The following is a 22,081-nucleotide window of genomic DNA, read 5'->3' as shown; positions in this document are numbered from 1 at the left end:
GGGGGAACCGACGGCCCGGTAAGCGGCGGAGGTCAGGCGCTCAGCAGATGTCCAGGGTTCTCGGGTCGAGGTCGAGGGCGCCTGCGAACCGGCGCAGGCAGTCGATCCGGCGGGCTGGTCGATACACGTCCTCGGCGAAGATCTCGAGAACGCACCAGTCCTCGTCCTGCGCCAGAGCGCTGCGACTCGCATCGTGGCTGCGTCGGCGGATGGAGCCGTGGTCGCTGCCTTGGTACTCGCCGATCACGCGGTGGGATTCCCAGACGAGGTCGCCCTCCAACAGCCAACCGCCGTCGCGGTGGAAGACGTTCCGGTTGACCGCAGGCTCGGGGAAGCCTGCGCGGACGAACATCACCCGAGCTCGGGTCTCCATGGGCGACCGGACCGGCGCACGCACCAAGGTCAGGGCCTCGTCCAGCAGGGCTCGCCCCCGAGGCCGAACCCTTCGGTCGAGCGCCGCGGACATCAGGCGATGGCCCTCCTCAGCGCCGTCCGGCCCTTGCTCGCCCAGGCGCCAGCGACCACCCAGCCTCGTGGCGACCTTGTCGCCGACCACGATCAGGTCGTCCACCTCCAGCCCTCGATCCACGACCTCACCCAGGTCGACCCAGGTGTCGGCGAGTCCGGTCACGGGCAACCCGCGCAACCTCCCCGTCCCGCGTCGCTCGAGCCCGCGATGTCCGATGCAGCCTTGGCGGCGGATCTGCGCGTGCTCTGTCGAGCGCATCACGTCGAGGTCGGTCTGCGCCTCGAGTGCGCCAGGCAGGGGCAGACCCCAGAGGTGGCACGCAGTGATGTGGCTGAATGCCACGTCGTCCGGCAGCCCCACCAGGAACGCGCGCGCGAGCTCTTCGCAGCTGCTCGGCCGATCGCCCACCCGGACTGCCCGGGTCGGCCGGTGGAGCGCCGCGTCGCGAAGGCGCCAAGGCGGCATACCTGACTCGCGCGCGTCGGCCACGGAGAACGGCGCACGAGCGAGCTCGGCTGGCAACCACTGCAGTCCCACCGGCGACACTGTGGTGCACCTGCGCCGCCCACCCGGCCGGTCATCCACAGGCGGCCGGGGACGGATGGCCGGCCCGGTCAGCGTGTCGTGCACTCTCGACCGGGCCTCGCAGAAATCTTCCAACTACCGCGTAACCCCTGCTCAGCGGGGTCGTTGTCTGGGTGGTGTGGCTGGAGACCCACCCCCCGGCTCGTCTCCAGCCACACCACCTGGGACGGTGGTCGGCACAAGGCAGGGGTTTGTGTCGCCCGCCGTCTTTGGTCCCCAGAGTGGCTCAACCAGAGCCGGTGAGTCGCGTCGGACAGCCGGTGTCGGCCGGCCGCACCTGCGGTCAGACCTTCGCGCTGTCGTGGGTGTAGCGGGTGACGGCGGGGTTGGCGGCCTTCACGGCTTCGAGAGGGTGGTAGGCCTCACCCTGCGCCGGTCGCGGGTCGGTCTCGCCCTTGTTGGGCCACAGCGACATCGCACGCTCGGCCTGCGCGGTGATGGTCAGGGAGGGGTTGACCCCCAGGTTCGCCGACACCGCTGACCCGTCGACCACGTGCAGCTGCGGGTAGCCCCAGACCCGCTGGTAGGGGTCGACGACCCCGCGCTCGGGGGTCGAACCGATGGTGACGCCGCCGAGGAAGTGCGCCGTCAGAGGGATGTCTGCGATCTCGCTCAGGCCGCCGGTGGGATAGGTCGGGACGCCGGTCGCCTCCCTCAGCCTGCGCGCCAGGGCCTTCATGGCGTCGTGCCCGGCAGGGATATAGGTCGGGTTCGGCTCACCGTGCCCCTGTCGCGAGGTCAGCGTCCGTCCACCGAACCTGCCGCGCACGCCCGTCACCTGCAGGGAGTTGTCGCGGCTCTGCATGACCAGCCCGATGATGGTGCGCTCACTCCACCGGTGCTGTGACAGCGAGCGCACGAAGACGGCTGGGTGGCGGGCCACCTCGCGCAGGAACATCACGGGCCTCGGCAGCGAGCCCCCGGGCACGAGCAGGGTGGCCACGAGACCGACCGCGTTTGAGCCCGGACCGTACCGACAGTTCTCCACGTGGGTGTCGGCGTCCGGATGGAACGACGTCGTGATCGCCACGCCCCGGCTGAGCTCCATCCCCTCTTTCACGCGGTGCATCGTGACACCGTTGATCGCCTCGGAGTTGGTGCGGGTCAGGTGGCCGAGCCTGGCGGACAACCGCGGCAGCACCCCCGTCTGGCGCATGGAGTGCAGCAGCTTCTGGGTGCCCCACGTCCCCGCCGCGAACACCACCTGGTCCGCAGTGACGGTATGCCGGGCGCGCCGGAACCAGGCGCCGCTCGCCTCGTGCGTCACGGCATACCCGCCGCCGCGCCGCGGGGCGACACGGACGACCGTGCGCATCGGCTCGATGGTCACGCCGAGCGTCTCGGCCAGGGCAAGGTAGTTCTTCACGAGGGTGTTCTTGGCACCGACGCGACAGCCGACCATGCAGTTGCCGCACTCGGTGCACCCGGTGCGGTCAGGGCCGGCGCCGCCGAAGTAGGGGTCGGGCACACGTGTGCCGGGCATGCCGTAGAACACCCCTGTGGGGGTCTTGCGGAACGTGCCGCCGACGCCGAGGTCGTCGGCGGTCCGGCGCATGACGTCCTCGACGACGCCCTCACACGGGTTGGTGACGGCGCCGAGCATCGTCGAGGCGGTGTCGTAGTGGGGGGACAGCTCGGACTTCCAGTCGGTGATGTCGCCCCACTGGCGGTCCTCGAAGAACGACGCGGGCGGCACGTAGAGGGTGTTGGCGTAGTTGAGCGAGCCACCACCCACCCCGGCCCCGGCGAGGATCATGACGTCGGGAAGGCGGTGGACCCGCTGCACGCCGAAACACTTGAGGCGCGGCACCCACAGATAGCGGCGCAGGTCCCACGACGTCTTCGGAAGGTCCTCGTCGCGGAAGCGACGGCCGGACTCGATGACGTGGACCCGGTAGCCCTTCTCGGCCAGCCGCAGCGCGGCGACCGAGCCACCGAAACCGGACCCGACGACCACGACGTCGTAGTCGCGGTCAGGCGCGCTCGGGGTCACCGACGACCCAGCCTCATCGACGACCCAATGCCTTGAGCACCGTGAGCGCACTCGTCATCAGCCGGGCGTAGGTCTCCTCGCCCATGCCTGCGACCGGTGCGATCGGCAGGACGTACTGAGCCGTGACGTTCTGCGACTCGGTGTACTTGAGGATGCCCTCGCTGCCGTGACGGCGACCCACGCCGGACTGCTTCATCCCACCCATCGGGGACGCGATGCTCCCCCAGGCCGCGGCATACCCCTCGTTGATGTTGACGGTGCCGGCCTGGATGGCGGTGGCGATGCGGCGACCCCGCGCCACGTCGCGGGTGAAGACGGCGGCGTTGAGGCCGTAGTCGGTGTCGTTGGCCAGCCGGATCGCCTCCTCGTCGCTGTGCACCCGATAGATCGACACGACCGGACCGAACGTCTCGTCGTCGCGCAGCAGCATCGCGGCGGTGACGCCCTCGATCACGGTGGGCTCGTAGAAGTACGGGCCGAGGTCGGGGCGAGCCCGGCCGCCGGCAAGCACCCGAGCCCCCTTGGATCGGGCGTCGTCGACGTGGGCGGCCACCCGCTCGAGCTGTTGCGCCGAGACGAGCGAACCCATGTCGGTGCCATAGGCGAGCTCCGCCCCCAGCCGCATCTGCCCAACCGCCGCCACGAACCTGCGGGTGAACTCGTCGGCCACCGACTCGTGCACGAGGAGTCGCTCGATCGAGATGCACAGCTGCCCAGCCGAGGAGAAGCAGGCACGGACCGCACCCTCCACCGCCTTGTCGAGGTCGGCGTCGTCCGCGACGTACATCGAGTTCTTGCCGCCGAGCTCGAGCGAGTAGCCGACCAGACGGCCCGCCACGGAGGTCGCGACCGCTCGGCCGGTCTCGGTCGAGCCGGTGTAGCAGACGTAGTCGGTGAGGTCGACGACCGCCTGCCCGACGGTGGGGCCGTCGCCGAGGACGACCTGGAGGACCGACTCGGGCAGCCCCGCCTCCGTCAGCAGCTGCACCGCGCGGAGCGCCGTGAGCGAGGCCTGCTGGTCGGGGCGCAGGACGACGGCGTTGCCGGCCATCAGCGCGGGGATGGCGTCGGTGATCGCGAGCGAGAGCGGGTAGTTCCACGGGCTGACGATGCCGACGACCCCCCGCGCGTGGTGGTGGACCGTGCTCTGCGTGAGCACCGGGAAGAGCCCGGCACGGCGGCGCGGGCGCAGGTATGCCGCCGCGGAGCGGGCGTAGTGCCGCGCCACCAGGGCGACGTCGGCGACCTCTTCGAACGCCTGGCGACGGGTCTTGCCCGACTCGAGCTGGACGATGTCGAGCAGCTCGACCTGTCGTTCGAGGACGAGGTCGTGGTAGCGCAGGAAGATCCGCTCACGCAGCTCCATCGGCGTGCGCGACCACGAACGCTGCGCCGACCGTGCGGCGTCGACCGCGACGACGACGTCCTCCCGGGTCGACACCGGCAGCGACGCCAGGGGCGCCCCGGTCAGCGGCGTGTGGCTCACGAACTGCGCAGCTCGGGGGGCCGCGACCACCCGGCGAGCGAGCCGTCGGGCGTGCGCCGGGTCCACGGCATACGTCGCGGTGGGGTCGGTCTCGGGGTCGGCGATCAGGTCCGGAGCCATGCACGCAGCCTAGGTCCGGCAACCCTTTGTTACCAGCAGTAAGTTGGCGACCTTGCCCACATCCGGGTGGTCAGCTGCGCTGGTAGGGCGCGACCACGACCTCGACCCGCTGGAACTCCTTGAGGTCGGAGTACCCCGTCGTGGCCATGGCCCGTCGCAACGCCCCGATGAGGTTGGTCTTGCCGTCGGCGGTGCGTCCCGGGCCGAACAGGATCTGCTCCAGGGGCGCCAGGGCGCCGACCTCGACCCGCTCGCCACGCGGCAGCTCCGGGTGGTGCGCCTCGGATCCCCAGTGGTGCCCGCGACCAGGAGCGTCGGTGGCGCGCGCGAGCGCGGCTCCCAGCATGACGGCGTCGGCACCGCAGGCCACGGCCTTGACGATGTCGCCGCTGTCGCCCATGCCGCCGTCGGCGATGACGTGGACGTAGCGGCCGCCCGACTCGTCGAGGTAGTCGCGGCGGGCCGCAGCCACGTCGGCGATCGCGCTCGCCATCGGTGCGTGGATGCCGAGGGTGCGTCGCGTGGTGTGCGCGGCTCCACCGCCGAAGCCCACGAGCACGCCTGCCGCGCCGGTGCGCATGAGGTGCAGCGCTGCGGTGTAGGAAGCGGCCCCGCCGACGATGACGGGGACGTCGAGCTCGTAGATGAACCGCTTGAGGTTGAGGGGTTCGGCGCGACCGGAGACGTGCTCGGCACTGACGGTCGTGCCGCGGATGACGAACAGGTCGACCCCCGCGTCGATGACGGTCTTCCAGAACTGCTGGGTGCGCTGCGGGCTGAGCGCACCCGCGGCGGTCACTCCGGCCTCGCGCACCTGGCGCAACCGCTCGGTGATCAGCTCCGGCTGGATCTCGGCCGAGTAGATCTCCTGCATCCGCGCGGTCGCCAAGGCGGGGTCGAGCGTGGCGATCTCGGCGAGCAGCGGCGTCGGGTCCTCGTAGCGGGTCCAGAGGCCCTCGAGGTCCAACACCGGCAGGCCGCCCAGCTTGCCGAGCGCGATGGCGGAGTCGGGGGACATCACCGAGTCCATCGGCGCCGCGATGACCGGGATGTCGAAGTGGTAGGCATCGATCTGCCAGCCGACGGACACGTCCTCCGGGTCTCGGGTGCGCCGCGAGGGCACGACGGCGATGTCGTCGAAGGAGTAGGCCCGACGGCCCCGCTTGCCTCGGCCGATCTCGATCTCAGTCACCGCGCAAGGCTATCGGGAGCCGCGATGCACGGTGCGACACCGTCCGCGCGGGGTCTTGGCACCGCACCCCCTCGGTCCGGCACGCGTGCGCGCTTGACGTCCCGTCGCCGAGTGAGGGGGCGGCCGGCGACGGGACGCCCTTTATCGTCACAGCGGACCGTGTCCGGCCGGTTGCAACGACGTCCTTGGCGATCCCCCTGCCTGAACGCTGTAGCGCTCGTGTCGTCACCCTAGGTCGCCCACGCGCCCCGCGACTCACCCAGATTGCGTATGCCCGCCCCGCACGGGCGCGTGAGACGACCGTTCTACGAACCGGCTGCTCCGGAGGCGCTCACCAGGCCGTGACCGAAGAAGGAGGTCCACCCGTCGGAGCCGCCGTAGCACCTGAGCCGTTCGTCGGACGGCCCAAGCGGCTCCCAGTCCGCAGGGCAGGCCATCGGTGTCGCGCCGCGCTCCAGGGCTGCCATGACGGCGCTCGGCGACCAGCCCGGGTGGCGCTGGATGAGCAGCGCTGCGACGCCCGTCGCGTGCGGTGCCGCCATGGAGGTGCCGTTGAGGTACACGTAGGTCGCCCCCTGGTCGATGACGGTGATCCCGGGGAAAACCGCCTCGAGGGGGTCGAAGCCCGCCCAGATGTCACTGTCAGGCGGAACGGCACCCAGGATCGCGTCCTGAACGGTTCCGGTGGCGGAGAAGTAGTCCCCACCCGGTGCCGCGACGTCGCCGCCGACGCTGGAGTAGCCCGCGATGTTCATCGTGTAACCGGGGTAGCCGACCGGGCCGGTAGCCGAGACCGTGACCGCACCAGGCAGCTCAGCCGGCAGCACCCGGCAGCTGTTGTGGACGACCCGCTCGATCGGGGTGTCGTCGGGCCCGTCAGGACTGATGACGTCGAGGATCGGGTGCCTGAGGTCGGCCTCCTCGTTGCCGTTCGCGGCCACGATGAGAACACCCCGCTGGCGGGCGTAGCGCGCAGCCGAGGAGATGTCAGCCGCGAGTGCCCGCTGTTGCGCGTCGTTGCCGCAGTAGTAGAGGTACGGGTCGGCGAACAGGCTCAGGTTCACCACGTCGAGGCGCAGGTCGCCGGCAGCCCTCAGGGCATCGGCCACGGCGTACGCGAAGCAGTAGCCCGGCATCGTGCAGGCCTTGAGCGCGACGATGGTGGCCTTCGGCGCGATCCCGGCGATGCCGATGCCGTTGACGGGTGCCGCGATCTCGGAAGCGACGTGCGTGCCGTGGCCTGAGCGGTCATAGACAGCGGCCTTGTTGGTGCAGTCGCCGTTGCCGGCCTCCGAGACGCTCGCCAGCCCGGCGAGGATGGCGGGGTCGTCGCTGCGGATGAAGGAGCAGGACGAGGCCAGGTCCAGGTTGGGCGTGATGTCGGGGTGGCGGAAGTCGATCCCCGAGTCGATGACGCCGACGCGCACGCCGGAGCCGTCCGCCAGCGCCCGGGTGGCGCCGTTGGCGCCGATCAGGGCCATGTCCCACTGGCACGCGGCCAGCGGTTCACTGCTCGGAGCGGCGAACACGCCGTCCCACAGGTCGTGGCAGATCGCGCTCAGCTCACCGGTCGTGGCGGCTTGGGTGCGCTGGGTGGCACCCACAGCGGTGCCGGTCAGAGCGGTCGAGGCGAGGGCGACCGCGGACATCGCGGTCAGGAGTCGCCGGTGGGATGTGCGCATGGTCCACCTCCGGGCCCGGTGCCCCCGCGCATCGAGGGCACGACCACGCTAGGTCGACCCCCGCGCCCGCGGATCGACCAGAACGCGTAGGAGACGTGTGCCGGGTGGCCGCCACCCGGCATACCTCGGGCTTGGTCAGCTCGGGCGCGTCAGCGACCGCTGTAGTTGGGGGCTTCCACGGTCATCTGGATGTCGTGCGGGTGGCTCTCCTTGAGACCCGCCGAGGTGATGCGCACGAACTTGCCACGGGCCTGGAGCTCGGGGACGGTGTGCGCGCCGACGTAGAACATCGACTGGTGCAGACCACCGACCAGCTGGTGGACGACGCCGGAGACGGGGCCGCGATAGGCGACCTGGCCCTCGATGCCCTCGGGGACGATCTTGTCGTCGCTGGTGACGTCGGCCTGGAAGTAGCGGTCCTTGGAGTAGGACTTCTTGCCGCGGGAGGACATCGCGCCCAGCGAACCCATGCCGCGGTAGGACTTGAACTGCTTGCCGTTGACGAAGATCAGCTCACCGGGGCTCTCCTCGCACCCGGCCAGCAGCGAACCCAGCATGACCGTGTCGGCACCGGCGACGAGCGCCTTGGCGATGTCTCCGGAGTACTGGAGGCCACCGTCGCCGATGACCGGTACGCCGGCCCGGCGACAGGCCAGGGACGCGTCGTGGATGGCCGTGACCTGCGGGACGCCCACTCCGGCGACGACGCGCGTGGTGCAGATCGAGCCGGGTCCGACGCCTACCTTGACCGCGTCGACGCCGGCGTCCACCAGCGCCTGGGCGCCGGCGCGCGTGGCGACGTTGCCGCCGATGACCTGGACGTGCGCGGTGGCGGGGTCGGCCTTGAGCCGGCGGATCATGTCGAGCAGGAGGCGGGCGTGCCCGTGGGCGGTGTCGACGACGAGGACGTCGACACCGGCCTCCATCAGGGTGGTCGCCCGCTCCCACGAGTCGCCGAAGTAGCCGACGGCAGCGCCGACCATGAGGCGTCCATGGTCGTCCTTGCTGGCGTCGGGGAACTGCTCGGACTTCACGAAGTCCTTGACGGTGATCAGCCCCGCGAGCCGGCCCTGGTCGTCGACGAGGGGCAGCCGCTCGCGCTTGTGCTGGCGCAGCAGGGCCGTGGCGTCGGCGCGGGAGATGCCGACCGCGCCCGTCACCAGCGGCATCGGGGTCATGACGTCGCGGACGCGGGTGGTGGCCCATTCGGCGACGGGGGTGAACCGCAGGTCGCGGTTGGTGATCATCCCGAGCAGGGAGTTGTCGGGGGCGACGACCGGCAGGCCGGAGACGCGGTACTCGCCGCAGATCCGGTCGAGCTCCTCGAGGGTGGCGTCGGGGCCGATCGTGATGGGGTTGCTGATCATCCCCGTCTGGGTCCGCTTCACGAGGTCGACCTGGTAGGCCTGGTCCTCGATCGAGAGGTTGCGGTGCAGCACGCCCAGGCCACCCTGCCGGGCCATGGCGATGGCCATCCGCGACTCGGTCACGGTGTCCATCGCGCTGGAGATCAGCGGGGTGCGCAGCGAGATCTCGCGGGTGAGTCGTGCGGTGGTGTCGACCTCGGACGGGATCACGTCGGTCTCGCCGGGCAGGAGCAGGACGTCGTCGTAGGTCAGGCCCAGCTTGCCGAACGGGTCGTGCTCCTCGAGCTCGGGAGCGGGATCGACGGCGGGGTCCGGGGCTGGGGCGGGAGCGGACTCCTGCAGGCGCCGAATGTCATCGAGGTCCACACCAAGGCTCATTGCCCAATCGTAACGGGCGCCGACCCCACCCCCGGACGGACCTCCGGAAGCGGCCGATGGCGGGTCGACGACGGGCTGACGACGGGCCGGCGACGCGCTCGCGACGCGCTGCCGACCGGCTGCCGAGGCCCTGCCGCGGCACCGTCCAGCATTCGGGACAGCCCCCGTCTGGGTGCGCGGCCTTGAACAAGTCCTTACGTTCCAACCCTGTTTCCGCAGGTCAGAGGGCGGTAGCGTCCGAGACGTGCGGCACCGTGCCGCAGGGAGAAGAGGGACGACATGGCTGAGTTGTCACGGCTTCCAGGACCGGTTGCTGACCTGTGGGAATGGCAGCTCGACGGTTCGTGTCGCCAGATCAACCCAGAGGTCTTCTTCCACCCCGAAGGTGAACGCGGACCGGCGCGCCGCTCCCGCGACACCCAGGCCAAGGAAGTCTGCCTGGCCTGCCCGGTCCTCAAGCAGTGCCGGGAGCACGCCCTGCGGGTCCGGGAGCCCTACGGCGTCTGGGGTGCGATGACCGAGGACGAGCGCGAGGCGTACTACGCCGGCCACGCCGTCCCCGCCGCCAGCTGAGCGACCTACACTCGGCTGCGTGAGCAGCCCCGTGGAAGTCCCCATCCGTGACGAGTCCATTCGGCTCGGGCAGCTGCTCAAGCTCGCCGGCGTCGTCGACGACGGCGCCATGGCGCGGTCGGTCATCGAGCTCGGTGAGGTCACCGTCGACGGCGAGGTGGAGGTTCGTCGCGGCGCCCAGGTGCGCCCCGGACAGACCGTCGGGTATGCCGGTCAGCAGCTGACCGTGGTCAGCGACGCCTGATCAGGGGGCTCAGTCGGCGACGACGAGCAGGGCTCGCAGCATGTCGCGGGTCTGGGCGCTGACCGGCCAGGAGTCCTTCGCCTTCCAGTCGACGGTGAACCGGTCGGCGCAGACGCTGCTGAGCTCGACGACGCGGCCATCGTCGGTCATGACTCGCACCACGAACAGCGAGCTCCCAGCCGAGCAGGAGCTGCCGGGGACCGCGCTCGACCCGGCCTTGGCCAGGTCGGCGTTGAGCTGCGCGAGCTGTGGGCCGCCCATGACGTTGCCCCGGATCCCGCGGTACCGAGGGACCTTCGTGAGCATCGGTCGTGGGTGCAGGCAGGCAGTGGCCGCCTTCAGCACGGTCCCCCGCGGCAGGCTCGGTGGGGCGACGCCCGGCGCCGAGCGGGTCCTCCCCAAGATCGACGGGCACCCGAGGAAGACGGCGCCGGTGTCGCCGGGCCCCGGTCCTTCCTCGGCCGACTGCTCCGCCAGCGCGACGTAGTAGCTCGCCAGGGCCGGCCAGCCGTTGCAGGCGAGACCTTCGTTGGCGTAGGTCGTCATGATGCCGTCCTTGCCCTGCAACACCATCCGGAAGGCTGGCCCCTGAGGCAGGTCCGCGCACTCGGCTCCGCTGGTGCGCGGCTGCAGGGTCAGTGCGTCGACGGCGAGCGGAATGCTGACCGGGGCATCGGGCGGCAGTGAGCCTGCCCAGACGGACCCCTCGTCGGTCTGGGCGCAGACGAGCACGGCCGCGACGGTGATGCTGAGCGGCTGGCTGCGCACGACGGGCGGGGTCGGCGGACCGAAGGTCGTCCGGCAGCTCAGGGCCGCCGGTGGTGGCGTCGGCGGAGTCGGGAGCCCACCGTCGCCACCTCGCGAGACGACTCCCCCGACAAGGGCCACCACCGCCAGGCCGGCCACGGCGAACGCCCACCCGCGCGCACCACGCAGCCACCCGGCATACGACCTCGGCGGTTGGAGGAGCCCGTTGATCGACGGGTCCTGCGGCGGCAGGCCTGCCAGGAGGGCACGCAGACCCTCCTCGTCGAGGGCGAGGAGCGCGCCGACGGTCGCCATGGCGTGCAGGCGGTGGCGGTGCACCGCGGCGACGCCGTCGTCGAGGGCATCGGCGATCTGGGCCTCGCTGAGGCCGTCGAAGGACCACAGCACGAGCGTCGCGCGTTCACGACGGGACAACCCGGCGAGGGCGGCGAGCACGGCCGCCTTCGTGGGTGGGGGCGAAGCTGCGTTTCGCGGCCCCGCGGAACCCTCGGGCTCGTCGTGACTGCGACGACGCAGCTGCGGCCGCAGGTAGCTCGCCATCAGTGACTTGCGCAGCTCGGCGTCGTAGGACCCTGCACCTACCTCGGACAGGTGGTGCCACTGCGGCCAGCTGCGCGCGAGCGTGGCGCGGACGAGGGACTCGGCGCCCCTCTCGTCGCCAACCAGCAGCCACGCGGTCCGCAGCAGGTCGGCGCCCCGGGCCACGACGTACTCGTCGAAGCTGGGGGGTTCGGCGAACCGATCCGCCATGGGCCACCTCGCTCTGCGCCACCCCTCTTCCCGCATCGTATGCCGCGGAGCCCAGGTCGCGGCGAGCCCTCAGGTGGTGGCGCGCAGCTCCCTGGCGTGCATCGACGAGCCAATCGTGGCGGCGCCCACCAGCGTGGCGACCAGCACGGCTCCCACCGCGCCACCGACGAACATGGCCAGGTCGGCCCACGCCACGGGGATCGGCACGAAGTGGGTGCCGAGGTCCCAGTTGCCCGAGTCGTCGTTCGCGACCTCGAGGCGCCCGCCGCCGGTGAAACCGCGCATCGCCACGGTCCCGACCGCCGCAGCCAGCACGACCATGGGCACCACGGGCAGCAGCGTCTCGATGAGGTGGGCGCGGACGAGCATCGACCGTGGCACACCGGCAACGGCCAGTGCCGCGAGCGCCCTGCGACGCAGCATCATCGACTCCAGCTGGATCACCAGCAGGCCGGCGGCCCCGAGCAGCGCGACCCCGACAACGACGGAGATGACGTCGAACGTGCTCGCGAAGAAGGCTGTGTCCGGTCGCTGCAGGTTTGCCTCCATCGTGAAGGCGGCGGCACCCGCGCCGAAGAGCACCGCCAGGATCACACTGGCCGTCGCCCGGCTCGCAGACCACGGGTCGGCCACCATCCGCCGCGCCGCGATCAGTGCGGCGACGGAAGTCGGGCGCGCGGCCAGCACCCGGCCGAGCAGGTGTGACACGGACGCGCTGCCGAACAGCAGAGCGACCAGGATGACGACGACCAGGACCATCGGCGGCCACGTGGACAGCGACCGGTGCTCCAGCAGCTCCAGCCGCCCGAGGATGCTCGGCCAGGCTGCGAAGGCCGCAGAGGCAAGGACCAGCGCCACGACGGGAGAGCTGCGGGTGGGCGACGTCGGACCTGGCGGACGACACCGAACGGCGTCAGCGCGACCCGACGTAGCGCCAGGCGGCTGAGCAGCACGGCCCCGACCGGCACGAGGAGCAGCGAGATCGCGGCGGCCCACCAGTGCGGCCAGACGTCCACCGGCAGGGCCGGACCGGGGGCCACGAGCACCTGCCGAGGAGAACCATCCGGGCCCCGGACCGATGCGGTGAACGGCTTCGGGGCACGGAGCACCAACCTGGCCACCAGGAAGGCCGAAGCAGCGAGGGCCGAGCCCCCTGCCGCAGCGATCCCCGTCTCCCACGAGACCACGCGACGGGCCTCGCCGGGCGTCATACCCGCCAGGCGGAACGCCGCGAGGCGCCGGTCCCGCCGGGGTGACCCGACGCGCACCCCGAGGCCGGTGAGCACGAACGCAGGCAGGCTGAGGAGGACGAGCGCGGTGACGACCCCTGCGTGCAGTCCGGAGTCGTTGAGCACCTCGACGCGGTAAGCCCGCCCTTCCGGGACCGACACCACAACTGCCGCAGTGAGCAGGATGAAGGCGGTGAAGGCGGCGCCGAGCGCCGTGATCGCGAGGCGCAGCCGGTCGACGCGCCCACCCGTCAGCGCGAACCTCAAGGCCTGGAGGAGGGTCATGAGCCGGCCCGCGGGCTCGAGGCCGAAGCCGACGCCGACGCCGCGGAACCAAGCACCGCACCGTTGACGCCGAGGCCGCCGGAGAGCCGGCCGTCGCGCACCTCGATGTCACGGTCGCCGTAAGCCGCGACACGAGCCTCGTGCGAGACCAGCACGACGGTGGTGCCCGTCTCCCGCGCGGTCTCGGCAATGGCAGTCATGACCTGCTCGGCAGCCATCGAGTCGAGGGCCCCGGTCGGTTCGTCGGCGAAGAGGACAGCCGGCTCGGTGACCATGGCCCTGGCCACGGCCACCCGTTGGGCTTGCCCGCCCGACATCTGCCCGGGCCGGTGGTCGGCCTGGTCCCCGACGCCGAACCGGTGCAACCAGGACTGCGCCCGGTCGAACGCCTCGGCCCGCTTCATCCCGCCGAGCAGGAGCGGGAGTGCCACGTTCTCGACCGCAGGCAGCTCCTCGACCAGCTGCCCGAACTGGAACAGCACGCCGAACTGCTCACGTCGCAGGCGGGAGCGGACAGCCTCGCTCTCGGCACTGATGACCCGCTCGCCGAACTCCACCGTGCCGGCATCGGGAGCCAGCACACCGGCCAGGCACAGGAGGAGCGACGACTTCCCTGATCCCGAAGGCCCGGTCACCGCCAGGATCTCCCCGTGCCGCACGTCCAGGTCGATCCCCCGCAGCGCCGGCGTCAGCCCGTAGGCCAGCGTCAGACCTCGCGCCTTGACCACGGTCCCCTTGTTCATACCCCGATTTCCTCTCTCAGAGTGCCGACGCGCTGGAGTGCCGCGTCCATCCACTTCAGGTCTGCATCCAGGTGCGCGAGGGCGTAGTCGGCGGCCAGGACCTCGTGCAGCGACGAGTCCCGGGCCGACTTGGCAGCCGTGAAGGCCCGCATCCGGGCCAGGTGTGCGGACCGCTGGGCCCGCAGGAACGCCGACGCCCCTGCCTCGTCGCCGAGCAGCAGCGCGATCGTCACCTTGAGCTCGAACGGGTTGGCGACGTGCTCGGACGGCTCATCGGTCGATGCGAGCCACGACCGCAGCTCCTCGGATCCCGCTTCGGTGATCTCGAAGACCATCCGATCGGGCCCGTCGACCCGCTGCACCCCGCGTGGCTCGACGAGCCCGCGGCGGTGCAGCCGGTCCAGCGTCGAGTAGACCACTCCGAAGGCGATGGGTTTGGCCTGCGGGAAGCGCTGGTCGTGCTCTCGCTTCAGGTCATACCCGTGCCGCTGCCCCCTGCGCAGCAGCCCGAGGATGACGTGACCTGTCGACATGACGCTCACTATTCACTACATGAATAGTGAGCGCAAGCACTTCGGCTGCATCCGCGTGGTCAACGCGGGTCAGCGCACGACGAAGGCCCGCCCCCGCAGTGGGGACGGGCCTTCGTGAGGTATGCCACGCAGCTCAGCGCCGCGCGTCGTCAGTCCTGAACGACCTGCTGCGCCCGGTCAGTGACCGTGGCCGTGACCGTGGCCGCCGGCGCCCTGGCCGTCCTCGTCTTCCTTCTTCTCCACGACGAGCGTGTCGGTGGTGAGCACCATCGACGCGATCGAGGCGGCGTTGACCAGCGCGGAGCGGGTGACCTTGACCGGGTCGATGACGCCGGCCTTGATCAGGTCGCCGTACTCACCGGTCGCGGCGTTGAGGCCGTTGCCCGGGCTGAGCTCGCGCACCTTGGAGACGGCGACGTAGCCCTCCATGCCGGCGTTCTCGGCGATCCAGCGCAGCGGCTCGGCCGAGGCCTTCTTGACGATGAGCGCACCGGTCGCCTCGTCGCCCTCGAGGTCGAGGTCGTCGATGACGGTGGAGGCGTGGACGAGGGCGGAGCCGCCACCGGCGACGATGCCCTCCTCGATGGCCGCGCGGGTCGCCGAGATGGCGTCCTCGATGCGGTGCTTCTTCTCCTTGAGCTCCACCTCAGTGTGGGCACCCACCTTGATGACGCAGACCCCACCGGCGAGCTTGGCGAGGCGCTCCTGGAGCTTCTCGCGGTCCCAGTCGGAGTCGGTGCGCTCGATCTCGGCCTTGAGCTGGTTGACCCGGCCGGTGACGTCGTCGGGCTTGCCGGCGCCGTCGATGATCGTGGTGTTGTCCTTGGTGACGACGACGCGACGGGCCTGGCCCAGCACGTCCAGGTCAGCCTGGTCGAGCTTGAGGCCGACCTCCTCGGAGATGACCTGGCCACCGGTGAGGGTCGCCATGTCCTGCAGCATCGCCTTGCGACGGTCGCCGAAGCCGGGGGCCTTGACCGCGACCACGTTGAACGTGCCGCGGATCTTGTTGACGACGAGGGTCGACAGCGCTTCGCCGTCGATGTCCTCGGCGATGATCAGCAGCGGCTTGCCGGTCTTGATGACCTTCTCCAGCACCGGCAGGACGTCGGCGATGGCCGAGATCTTGCCCTGGTTGATGAGGATGTAGGCGTCCTCGACCACGGCCTCCATGCGCTCGGCGTCGGAGACGAAGTAGGGCGAGATGTAGCCCTTGTCGAACTGCATGCCTTCGGTGAACTCGAGCTCGGTGGTCGCCGTCGACGACTCCTCGACGGTGATGACACCGTCCTTGCCGACCTTGTCGAACGCCTCGGCGATGGTCGACCCGATCGTCTCGTCCTGGGCGGACAGCGCGGCGACCTGGGCGATCTCTTCCTTGCCCTCGATCTCGCGAGCCGTCTCGAGCAGCTTGGCGCTCACTGCCTGGACCGCTGCGTCGATGCCGCGCTTCAGGCTGGCCGGGGCGGCACCTGCGGCAACGTTGCGCAGGCCCTCCTTGACCATGGCCTGGGCGAGCACGGTGGCCGTCGTGGTGCCGTCACCAGCGATGTCGTTGGTCTTGGTGGCGACCTCCTTCGCGAGCTGGGCGCCGAGGTTCTCGTAGGGGTCCTCGAGCTCGATCTCGCGGGCGATGGTCACGCCGTCGTTGGTGATCGTGGGGGCGCCCCACTTCTTGTCGATGACGACGTTGCGGCCCTTCGGGCCGAGCGTCACCTTGACCGCGTTCGCGAGCGCGTCAACTCCGCGCTCAAGCGACTTGCGGGCGGAGTCGTTGAACTCCAGCGTCTTAGCCATGAAAGTCCTTCTCTAGCAATCGGGTTCAGGAGGGATTGAAGGCAACGTGCCCTGTATGCCGGCAAGCCGGCATACAGGGCACGTCACTCACGCGGTGCGGATGCTCAGCCGACGATGGCGAGGACGTCGCGGGCGGAGAGGATGAGGTACTCCTCGCCGCCGTGCTTGATCTCGGTGCCGCCGTACTTGCTGTAGATGACCCGGTCGCCGACGGTGACGTCGAGCGGGACGCGGTTGCCGTTGTCGTCGATCCGGCCGGGACCGATCGCGAGGACCTCGCCCTCCTGGGGCTTCTCCTTCGCGGTGTCCGGGATGACGAGGCCAGACGCGGTGGTCTGCTCGGCCTCGACGGACTTGACGACGATGCGGTCTTCGAGCGGCTTGATGGAAACCGACACGATGATGACCTCCCCTTCGGGAATGTCGAAGATGGACAGGTGGATGGTGCTGGTCGTGCTGTGGTGCTCTGCTTGCTCTGGCACAGAAGTTGCTCTGTCACAGAAGTCACTGCCTGGCGGTCGCCGTCGCGGGGATCGACCGACTGGCTGCGTTAGCACTCGGCGAACCGGAGTGCCAACGCAAATCTAGGCTCGCGGTTAGCACTCGGTCAACTCGAGTGCCAGAGTTTGGCGGCGCGTTCGCCACGAGCGGACGACGCAGGACTGCGCGACCGACAAACCAGTTGCCTGGTCGGGCCCGCGGGCGGCAGTGTCGGCCACGTGACCGACACCCACGAAACCTCTGCCGACAACGCCGACGAGACGTCCGCCGTGCTGCTGCGAGCGTACGACGAGCAGCTGCGCGAGGAGCGTGAGGTGCCCTCGTCACTGGCCACCGCCCGGCTCGGCCCCCTCGTGCTCGCGACGTTCATGGGTGGGCACGGCTTCATCACCTACCGCACCCTCGACACCGACGCCGGTCCGGCCACGAGGGAGTCGGTCGCACAGCTTGTGGACGGGGCCCTCGCGCACTACGAGGCGATGCCCGAGATCACGGCCGTCGAGTGGAAGTCCCGGGGCCACGACCACGCCCCCGGCCTGCACGAGGCCCTGGTCGCACGCGGCTTCACCCCCGACGAACCCGAGTCGATCATGATCGGCGAGGCCCGCCTGCTCGCCGTCGACGTCGCGCTGCCCGACGGCGTCGCCATCCGACGGGTGACCGACGAGGGCGACATCCGGGCGATGTGCTCCATGCAGGCGGAGGTGTTCGGCGACGACGCCAAGGAGGCCAAGGACCACGCGGACCAGGTCCTGCACCGGCTGCGGACCCGCGACGACATGGAGATGTGGGTGGCCGAGCACGACGGCCAGATCGTCAGCGCCGGACGGCTCGAGCCCGTCGCCGGCACCGAGTTCGCCGGCATCTGGGGCGGCGCGACCCTGCCCGAGTTCCGCGGACGGGGGATCTACCGAGCCCTGACCTCCGCGCGCGCACGCTCGGCCATCGACCACGGCAAGCGCTACATCAACAGCGACTCGACCGAGTTCTCCCGGCCGATCCTCGAGCGCTCCGGCTTCCTCAAGGTCTCGACCACGACCCCCTACGAATGGCGACGCCCGTAGTCCACCCACCGCCCGGGCGTACGACAGAATGCCGGGCATGGATCTGGCCCTGCTGCGACGGCTGACCACCGGCGAGGGCTGGGGTCTGCTGCAGTCCCTCCCGCCGTACGACGAGTCGGCCGCCTTGGGCCTGCAGCACCGGCTGCGCACCGCGGGGTTCGAGCCGGACCTCGTCGCAGCTGCCCTGAACCAGGCCCGGCTGCGAGCCAAGGCCCAGGACAAGTTCGGCGAGTTCGCCCGCGGGATGGTGCTCACCTCCGATGGGCTCGAGCAGGCGACCCGGCTGGCGGTGGCCGCTCAGCATGCCCAGCGCTTCCGGGCCGCCGGCATCCACACGGTGCACGACCTCGGGTGCGGCATTGGTTCGGACGCCATGGCGATGGCGGGCCTCGACCTGCGGGTCAGGGCCATCGACGCCGACGAGGTCACCGCGGGGATCGCGGCGGTGAACCTGCGGCACTGGCCGGACTCCACGGCATACCAAGGGCTGGCGGAGGAGTTCACCGCGCCGGCTGGTGAGGGGGCGCGCGGCGTGGGGGCGTGGCTCGACCCGGCGCGACGCACGCCCGGCGTCGCCGACGTGAGCGGCCGAACCCGCAGGATCTTCAACCTCGCCGAGATCTCGCCGAGCTGGCCCACCGTCCAGGAGGTGGCCCGCGCACTGCCGGCCACCGGGGCCAAGCTGAGCCCCGGCTTCCCGCACGCGGCCCTGCCTCCGGGCGCTGAGGCGCAGTGGACGTCCTGGGAGGGCGACGTCGTCGAGTGTGTCGTGTGGTGGGGACCGCTGGTGCGGACTGGTGGGCGCACCGCCGCCCTGCTGCGCGACGCCGGGCCAGCCGTGGTCGTGACCGAGGCAGAGGGGGACGGCACCGCTCCACCGCTGCAGAACCTCGCCGACGTGGGTGGCTGGCTCTACGAACCTGACAAGGCAGTGCTGCGCGCCGGTCTGGTGGGTGCACTCACGGCCGCGACCGACGGGGCCGAGCTGGACGCCGGCGTCGGCTACGTCGGGTCGAGCCGGTCCGTCGACGTCCCCTTCGCCAAGCGGTATGCCGTGGTGGAGGCGATGCCGTTCAACGTCAAGGCGTTGCGCGGCTGGCTCCGCGACCACGGCATCGACCGGCTGACCATCAAGAAGCGCGGCGTCAGCGTCGACGCGGACCTGCTGCGACGACAGCTGCGACTGCCCGCGAAGGGGCACAACGAGGCGATCGTGATCCTCACCCGCGTGCGTAGCAACCAGGTCGCGATCATCGTCCGACCCGCCTGACCGGCGCGGCAACCGGAGGCAACTGCACGCACCCCTGGTCAAGCCGTGCCCGAAATGGCCGGGAGTTCGCCCTGCGCCGTTACCATCTCGTATCCTCGACCGCGATGCCTTCCCCTCACACCACCGGCTCCGGCCGCCATCGAGCAACCAGGACCCGCCGCGCCGCGGTCATGTCTGGCCTCTGGCGACGCCCCAGCCACCGGTCTGCGCTCAAGGGTCTCGGCGTCGCCGCCTCGGCTCTCGGCGTGGCCACCGCCTTCGCGGCCCCGGCGTCGATCCCGACCCTCGAGCTCACGTCCGCACAGGTTCGGCCCCCGGTCGAGGCGCGGGCGCAGGCCGTGTCCGCACCGGCCCGGGTCACCCGCTACGGCGTCATCGGGTTCACCGCGCAGGCCGAGTCGGCCGCGCGCAGCAAGCCGCGGGCCTCCGCGAGCCCGACGGCCGATCGCACGAGTACGGCGGTCTCGCGCAACACCTCACGCGCGGGCCTGTCCAACGTCGGTGGCATGACGCCGAACGCGATTGCCGTCATCAACGCCGTCAAGAAGCAGTTCCCCGGCTCCGGGCCGTTCGGCGGGTTCCGCGCCGGCGACCCGGGAGACCACGGCAGCGGTCACGCCGTCGACATCATGTGCAGCACGGCCGAGGGCAACGAGATCGCCAGCTTCCTGCAGGCCAATGCCGGGGCCCTCAACATCAAGTACCTCATCTGGCGCCAGCGCATCTGGAATCCGGGCGGCACCTGGGAGGCCATGGCGGACCGTGGCAGCCCCACGGCCAACCACTACGACCACGTGCACGTCTCGGTCTACTAGACCGTCCTCTCGACTCCTGGCCACCGGTGTGGCACGCGGGCGGGCTTGCCCGTGTCTCGTGAGCCACTGATGGCCCGAAGTCGCGGACGGTCCGGCTGGTCTGGCTAGAGCTCGGGGTCGAGCTGGGCACCGCGGTGACGGACCGCATCCGCGCCGGCCTGGCTCGCTGCCCTCACGGCCGCCTCGCGGTCCGCTCCGCTCGCCAGTGCCGCCGCCAGGGCCCCACAGAACGCGTCGCCAGCGCCGGTCGTGTCGACCACCTCCGCCTCGTCCACGGGTATGCCGTCCGACCGCTCCCCGTCCCAGCTGCACCCGGCTGCACCGAAGGTCACCAGCACCGAGGTCGGGGCGGCAGCGCTGTCGGCCAGCTGGAGCGCCTCGTGCTCGTTGACCACGAGCGGGTCGGCGAGGGCCACGACGTCGCGCGGCAGGGCGGCATACGGGGCTGCGTTGAGGACCACGCGGGCGCCACGCCCGTGGGCGGCGCGCGCGGCAGCTGCGACGGTCCGCAGGGGCACCTCGAGCTGGACCAGCAGGACGTCGCCGGGCTCGAGGTCAGACAAGGCGTCCGGCAGGTCGTCGGCCGAGACGTGGGCGTTGGCGCCGGGGATGACCACGATGGAGTTCTCGCCCTCGTCGTCGACGGTGATCCACGCCTGGCCGGTGGGGGTGCCGTCGACGACGCGCACGGCCGAGACGTCGATCCCGCGGGAGCGAAGCCGCTGCAGGTAGGCCTGACCTGCGTCGTCCGACCCGACGGCGCCGACCAGCCCCACTGTCGCACCGGCCGCGGCAGCCGCGACGGCCTGGTTGCCGCCCTTCCCGCCCGCGAACCGGTGCAGCGGGCCGTCGGCGAGGACGGTCTCCCCCGGCCCCGGGTGGCGCTCGACCGCGGCGACGAGGTCGACGTTGAGCGAGCCGAGGACGACCACCCGCCCCATCAGCGCATCCCGCCGCTGACGGTGTCGAGCCACAGGGTGGCGTAGCGCTGGCCGTCGACCTCGAGGCAGACGTCGATGCTGGACCGGGCCTGGCCGTGGGGGTCGTGGGCGAGGCCACCTGACCACTCCCGTCTGTCGACGATCGTGCGTCCGCGGGACCAGGTGCCCGCGAGCTCGACGCGCACCGGGAGCCGCTCACGGCGCACTCCTCCCGGCTCCAGGACGGCGCAGACGGCACCGGCGTCGCCGATCGTGGCGTCCGGTGACCCGAACCGCTCACACTGGAACTCGATGAGGCGGCCGGCCAGCTCGGCTGCGTCGTGACCACCCGGTGCCGCCAGGGTGCGGGCCGTCTCGAGGCTGACCCGTGGCTCGTAGAAGACGTCCAGGCCGTACATCGTGAGCGGGATGTCGAGGTCGGCACAGGCGTCGAGCACGACTGCCGCGGCCTCCGGGTCGTGGAAGACGTTGAACTCGGCCGAGGCTGTCGCATTGCCGACCTGCGCTGCCCCGCCCATGAAGACGATCTCGCGAATCCCCTTGGCAACACTGGGATAGGTGCGCAGGAGCAGGGCCAGGTTGGTGAGCGGTGCAAGCGGGACCAGGGTGACCCAGGGGGCGTCGTCGGCGTGGCCGGCAGCCTCCAGGAGCACGTCGCGCAACAGCTCGACGGCGTGGCGGGAGTCGGGCCGGCGCTCGGACCTGGCCCAGTCGAGATCACCCATCCCGTCCCGGCCATGGACGTGCCTGGCGTCGACCGGTTCCTCCAGCAACGGGCGTTCGGCACCCCTGGCCACCGGGACGTCGGCGCGGTCCGCCGCGTCCAGCACGGTGAGGGTGTTGGCCACGACGGCGTCCACCGCCGCGTTGCCCCCCACGCACGTCACGGCACGCAGGTCGAGCGCTGGATGCAGCGCCGCCAACAACAGCGCACAGGCGTCGTCGACCCCGGTGTCGACGTCCAGGACGACGGGAATGGCCATGTGGCGATCCTGCCAGAGGCGGGGTGGCGGCAGCCCGGTCCGGGTTTCGTCGCGGCTGCGTGGCCGGGGTAGGTTCCGTGCGTGACTGCTCACCCGGCGCGCCACGCCCGCCTCCTCCTGGTCGGCCTGGCGGTCGCGGCGCTCACAGCGACCGCAGGGTGCGACGCGGGCAGCGGGTCGTCGGGCAGCGGGTCTTCGGGTACCTCAGGGTCTTCGTCGGGGTCGGCCACCAGCCCGAGCAGCTCCAGCTCTGGGACCTCGAGCACGTCCAGCACGACGACCACCCCAGCCCCCACCTGTGGCGAGCAGCTCG

Annotated in this window: 20 protein-coding genes and 1 pseudogene; 5 read left to right on the top strand and 16 right to left on the bottom strand. The window is 71.0% G+C overall.

Annotated features, from left to right (window positions below; all coding sequences use genetic code 11):
• Nucleotides 1-40: 40 nt before the first annotated feature.
• The 6 genes from AC1DWP_RS12405 to guaB all read right to left on the bottom strand — a co-directional run bounded on the left by AC1DWP_RS12405 (nucleotide 41) and on the right by guaB (nucleotide 9,272).
• Nucleotides 41-1,006 (bottom strand): hypothetical protein, encoded by a 966-nt coding sequence (locus AC1DWP_RS12405; protein ID WP_477614779.1) that lies wholly within the window; start codon nucleotides 1,004-1,006, stop codon nucleotides 41-43.
• Between the two features lie 331 nt (nucleotides 1,007-1,337).
• A complete protein-coding gene (locus AC1DWP_RS12400; RefSeq protein ID WP_477614778.1) occupies nucleotides 1,338-3,047 on the bottom strand; it encodes a GMC oxidoreductase in 1,710 nt (569 codons plus the stop codon).
• A gap of 13 nt (nucleotides 3,048-3,060) precedes the next feature.
• Entirely contained in the window at nucleotides 3,061-4,653 is a 1,593-nt protein-coding gene (locus AC1DWP_RS12395) for a succinic semialdehyde dehydrogenase (RefSeq protein ID WP_477614777.1), read from the bottom strand.
• A gap of 70 nt (nucleotides 4,654-4,723) precedes the next feature.
• Nucleotides 4,724-5,845, bottom strand: coding sequence for a GuaB3 family IMP dehydrogenase-related protein (locus AC1DWP_RS12390; RefSeq protein WP_477614776.1), 1,122 nt, complete (start codon nucleotides 5,843-5,845; stop codon nucleotides 4,724-4,726).
• A gap of 305 nt (nucleotides 5,846-6,150) precedes the next feature.
• On the bottom strand, nucleotides 6,151-7,527 hold the full coding sequence (locus tag AC1DWP_RS12385) for a S8 family peptidase (RefSeq protein ID WP_477614775.1): 1,377 nt from the start codon (nucleotides 7,525-7,527) through the stop codon (nucleotides 6,151-6,153).
• 149 nt (nucleotides 7,528-7,676) lie between these two features.
• The gene (guaB, locus tag AC1DWP_RS12380) at nucleotides 7,677-9,272 is read right to left on the bottom strand and encodes an IMP dehydrogenase (RefSeq protein ID WP_477614774.1); all 1,596 of its coding nucleotides are present in this window, start codon (nucleotides 9,270-9,272) and stop codon (nucleotides 7,677-7,679) included.
• A 279-nt stretch (nucleotides 9,273-9,551) separates the two neighbouring features.
• Here guaB and AC1DWP_RS12375 point away from each other — a divergent pair, with 279 nt between their 5' ends.
• A complete protein-coding gene (locus tag AC1DWP_RS12375) occupies nucleotides 9,552-9,845 on the top strand; it encodes a WhiB family transcriptional regulator (RefSeq protein ID WP_477614773.1) in 294 nt (97 codons plus the stop codon).
• Between the two features lie 19 nt (nucleotides 9,846-9,864).
• Nucleotides 9,865-10,089 carry an RNA-binding S4 domain-containing protein gene (locus tag AC1DWP_RS12370; protein ID WP_477614772.1) on the top strand — a complete coding sequence of 75 codons (225 nt, stop codon included), beginning with the start codon at nucleotides 9,865-9,867 and terminating at the stop codon, nucleotides 10,087-10,089.
• A gap of 9 nt (nucleotides 10,090-10,098) precedes the next feature.
• On the opposite strand, the gene AC1DWP_RS12365 is transcribed toward AC1DWP_RS12370, so the two are convergent.
• From AC1DWP_RS12365 to groES, 7 genes and pseudogenes are all read right to left on the bottom strand, one after another.
• Nucleotides 10,099-11,607: an RNA polymerase sigma factor gene (locus AC1DWP_RS12365; RefSeq protein ID WP_477614771.1), complete on the bottom strand. Its 1,509-nt coding sequence runs from the start codon at nucleotides 11,605-11,607 to the stop codon at nucleotides 10,099-10,101.
• Between the two features lie 69 nt (nucleotides 11,608-11,676).
• Nucleotides 11,677-12,465 (bottom strand): FtsX-like permease family protein, encoded by a 789-nt coding sequence (locus AC1DWP_RS12360; RefSeq protein WP_477614770.1) that lies wholly within the window; start codon nucleotides 12,463-12,465, stop codon nucleotides 11,677-11,679.
• A 77-nt stretch (nucleotides 12,466-12,542) separates the two neighbouring features.
• Nucleotides 12,543-13,121: pseudogene (locus AC1DWP_RS12355) on the bottom strand (hypothetical protein); the annotation flags it as partial.
• Complete coding sequence (locus AC1DWP_RS12350) at nucleotides 13,118-13,864, bottom strand: ABC transporter ATP-binding protein (RefSeq protein ID WP_477614769.1); 747 nt, start codon at nucleotides 13,862-13,864, stop codon at nucleotides 13,118-13,120. The pseudogene AC1DWP_RS12355 and the gene AC1DWP_RS12350, both read right to left, overlap by 4 nt.
• Nucleotides 13,861-14,397 (bottom strand): PadR family transcriptional regulator, encoded by a 537-nt coding sequence (locus AC1DWP_RS12345; RefSeq protein ID WP_477614768.1) that lies wholly within the window; start codon nucleotides 14,395-14,397, stop codon nucleotides 13,861-13,863. Before AC1DWP_RS12345 ends, AC1DWP_RS12350 begins: the two co-directional genes overlap by 4 nt.
• Before the next feature lie 177 nt (nucleotides 14,398-14,574).
• Nucleotides 14,575-16,194 carry a chaperonin GroEL gene (gene groL / locus AC1DWP_RS12340; protein WP_477614767.1) on the bottom strand — a complete coding sequence of 540 codons (1,620 nt, stop codon included), beginning with the start codon at nucleotides 16,192-16,194 and terminating at the stop codon, nucleotides 14,575-14,577.
• Nucleotides 16,195-16,298: 104 nt separating this feature from the next.
• A complete protein-coding gene (gene groES, locus AC1DWP_RS12335; protein WP_056882342.1) occupies nucleotides 16,299-16,592 on the bottom strand; it encodes a co-chaperone GroES in 294 nt (97 codons plus the stop codon).
• 321 nt (nucleotides 16,593-16,913) lie between these two features.
• Here groES and AC1DWP_RS12330 point away from each other — a divergent pair, with 321 nt between their 5' ends.
• The 3 genes from AC1DWP_RS12330 to AC1DWP_RS12320 all read left to right on the top strand — a co-directional run bounded on the left by AC1DWP_RS12330 (nucleotide 16,914) and on the right by AC1DWP_RS12320 (nucleotide 19,844).
• Nucleotides 16,914-17,759 carry a GNAT family N-acetyltransferase gene (locus tag AC1DWP_RS12330; protein WP_477614766.1) on the top strand — a complete coding sequence of 282 codons (846 nt, stop codon included), beginning with the start codon at nucleotides 16,914-16,916 and terminating at the stop codon, nucleotides 17,757-17,759.
• Between the two features lie 37 nt (nucleotides 17,760-17,796).
• A complete protein-coding gene (locus AC1DWP_RS12325) occupies nucleotides 17,797-19,029 on the top strand; it encodes a class I SAM-dependent methyltransferase (RefSeq protein ID WP_477614765.1) in 1,233 nt (410 codons plus the stop codon).
• A gap of 104 nt (nucleotides 19,030-19,133) precedes the next feature.
• Nucleotides 19,134-19,844 carry a VldE C-terminal domain-containing protein gene (locus AC1DWP_RS12320; protein WP_477614764.1) on the top strand — a complete coding sequence of 237 codons (711 nt, stop codon included), beginning with the start codon at nucleotides 19,134-19,136 and terminating at the stop codon, nucleotides 19,842-19,844.
• A gap of 104 nt (nucleotides 19,845-19,948) precedes the next feature.
• Here the strand turns inward: AC1DWP_RS12320 and AC1DWP_RS12315 are convergent, their stop codons facing one another.
• The 3 genes from AC1DWP_RS12315 to AC1DWP_RS12305 all read right to left on the bottom strand — a co-directional run bounded on the left by AC1DWP_RS12315 (nucleotide 19,949) and on the right by AC1DWP_RS12305 (nucleotide 22,052).
• Entirely contained in the window at nucleotides 19,949-20,785 is an 837-nt protein-coding gene (locus AC1DWP_RS12315) for a ribokinase (protein ID WP_477614763.1), read from the bottom strand.
• Nucleotides 20,785-21,768, bottom strand: a complete 984-nt coding sequence (locus tag AC1DWP_RS12310) for a nucleoside hydrolase (protein WP_477614762.1) — start codon at nucleotides 21,766-21,768, stop codon at nucleotides 20,785-20,787. The genes AC1DWP_RS12315 and AC1DWP_RS12310 overlap by 1 nt, the downstream gene beginning before the upstream one ends.
• A gap of 89 nt (nucleotides 21,769-21,857) precedes the next feature.
• A complete protein-coding gene (locus AC1DWP_RS12305) occupies nucleotides 21,858-22,052 on the bottom strand; it encodes a hypothetical protein (protein ID WP_477614761.1) in 195 nt (64 codons plus the stop codon).
• Nucleotides 22,053-22,081 lie beyond the last annotated feature (29 nt).

The sequence above is a fragment of the Pedococcus sp. P2_F6 genome (assembly GCF_056403675.1).
This window is presented reverse-complemented; position numbering and strand designations above follow the sequence as displayed.

Excerpts from the sequence above, each read along its gene's own strand:
- AC1DWP_RS12345 (WP_477614768.1), bottom strand. The coding sequence starts at position 14,397 with ATGTCGACAGGTCACGTCATCCTCGGGCTGCTGCGCAGGGGGCAGCGG.
- AC1DWP_RS12310 (WP_477614762.1), bottom strand. The coding sequence starts at position 21,768 with ATGGCCATTCCCGTCGTCCTGGACGTCGACACCGGGGTCGACGACGCC.
- AC1DWP_RS12375 (WP_477614773.1), top strand. The coding sequence starts at position 9,552 with ATGGCTGAGTTGTCACGGCTTCCAGGACCGGTTGCTGACCTGTGGGAA.
- AC1DWP_RS12385 (WP_477614775.1), bottom strand. The coding sequence starts at position 7,527 with ATGCGCACATCCCACCGGCGACTCCTGACCGCGATGTCCGCGGTCGCC.
- AC1DWP_RS12320 (WP_477614764.1), top strand. The coding sequence starts at position 19,134 with ATGCCTTCCCCTCACACCACCGGCTCCGGCCGCCATCGAGCAACCAGG.
- AC1DWP_RS12325 (WP_477614765.1), top strand. The coding sequence starts at position 17,797 with ATGGATCTGGCCCTGCTGCGACGGCTGACCACCGGCGAGGGCTGGGGT.
- AC1DWP_RS12365 (WP_477614771.1), bottom strand. The coding sequence starts at position 11,607 with ATGGCGGATCGGTTCGCCGAACCCCCCAGCTTCGACGAGTACGTCGTG.
- AC1DWP_RS12395 (WP_477614777.1), bottom strand. The coding sequence starts at position 4,653 with ATGGCTCCGGACCTGATCGCCGACCCCGAGACCGACCCCACCGCGACG.
- AC1DWP_RS12315 (WP_477614763.1), bottom strand. The coding sequence starts at position 20,785 with ATGGGGCGGGTGGTCGTCCTCGGCTCGCTCAACGTCGACCTCGTCGCC.
- groL (WP_477614767.1), bottom strand. The coding sequence starts at position 16,194 with ATGGCTAAGACGCTGGAGTTCAACGACTCCGCCCGCAAGTCGCTTGAG.
- AC1DWP_RS12350 (WP_477614769.1), bottom strand. The coding sequence starts at position 13,864 with ATGAACAAGGGGACCGTGGTCAAGGCGCGAGGTCTGACGCTGGCCTAC.
- guaB (WP_477614774.1), bottom strand. The coding sequence starts at position 9,272 with ATGAGCCTTGGTGTGGACCTCGATGACATTCGGCGCCTGCAGGAGTCC.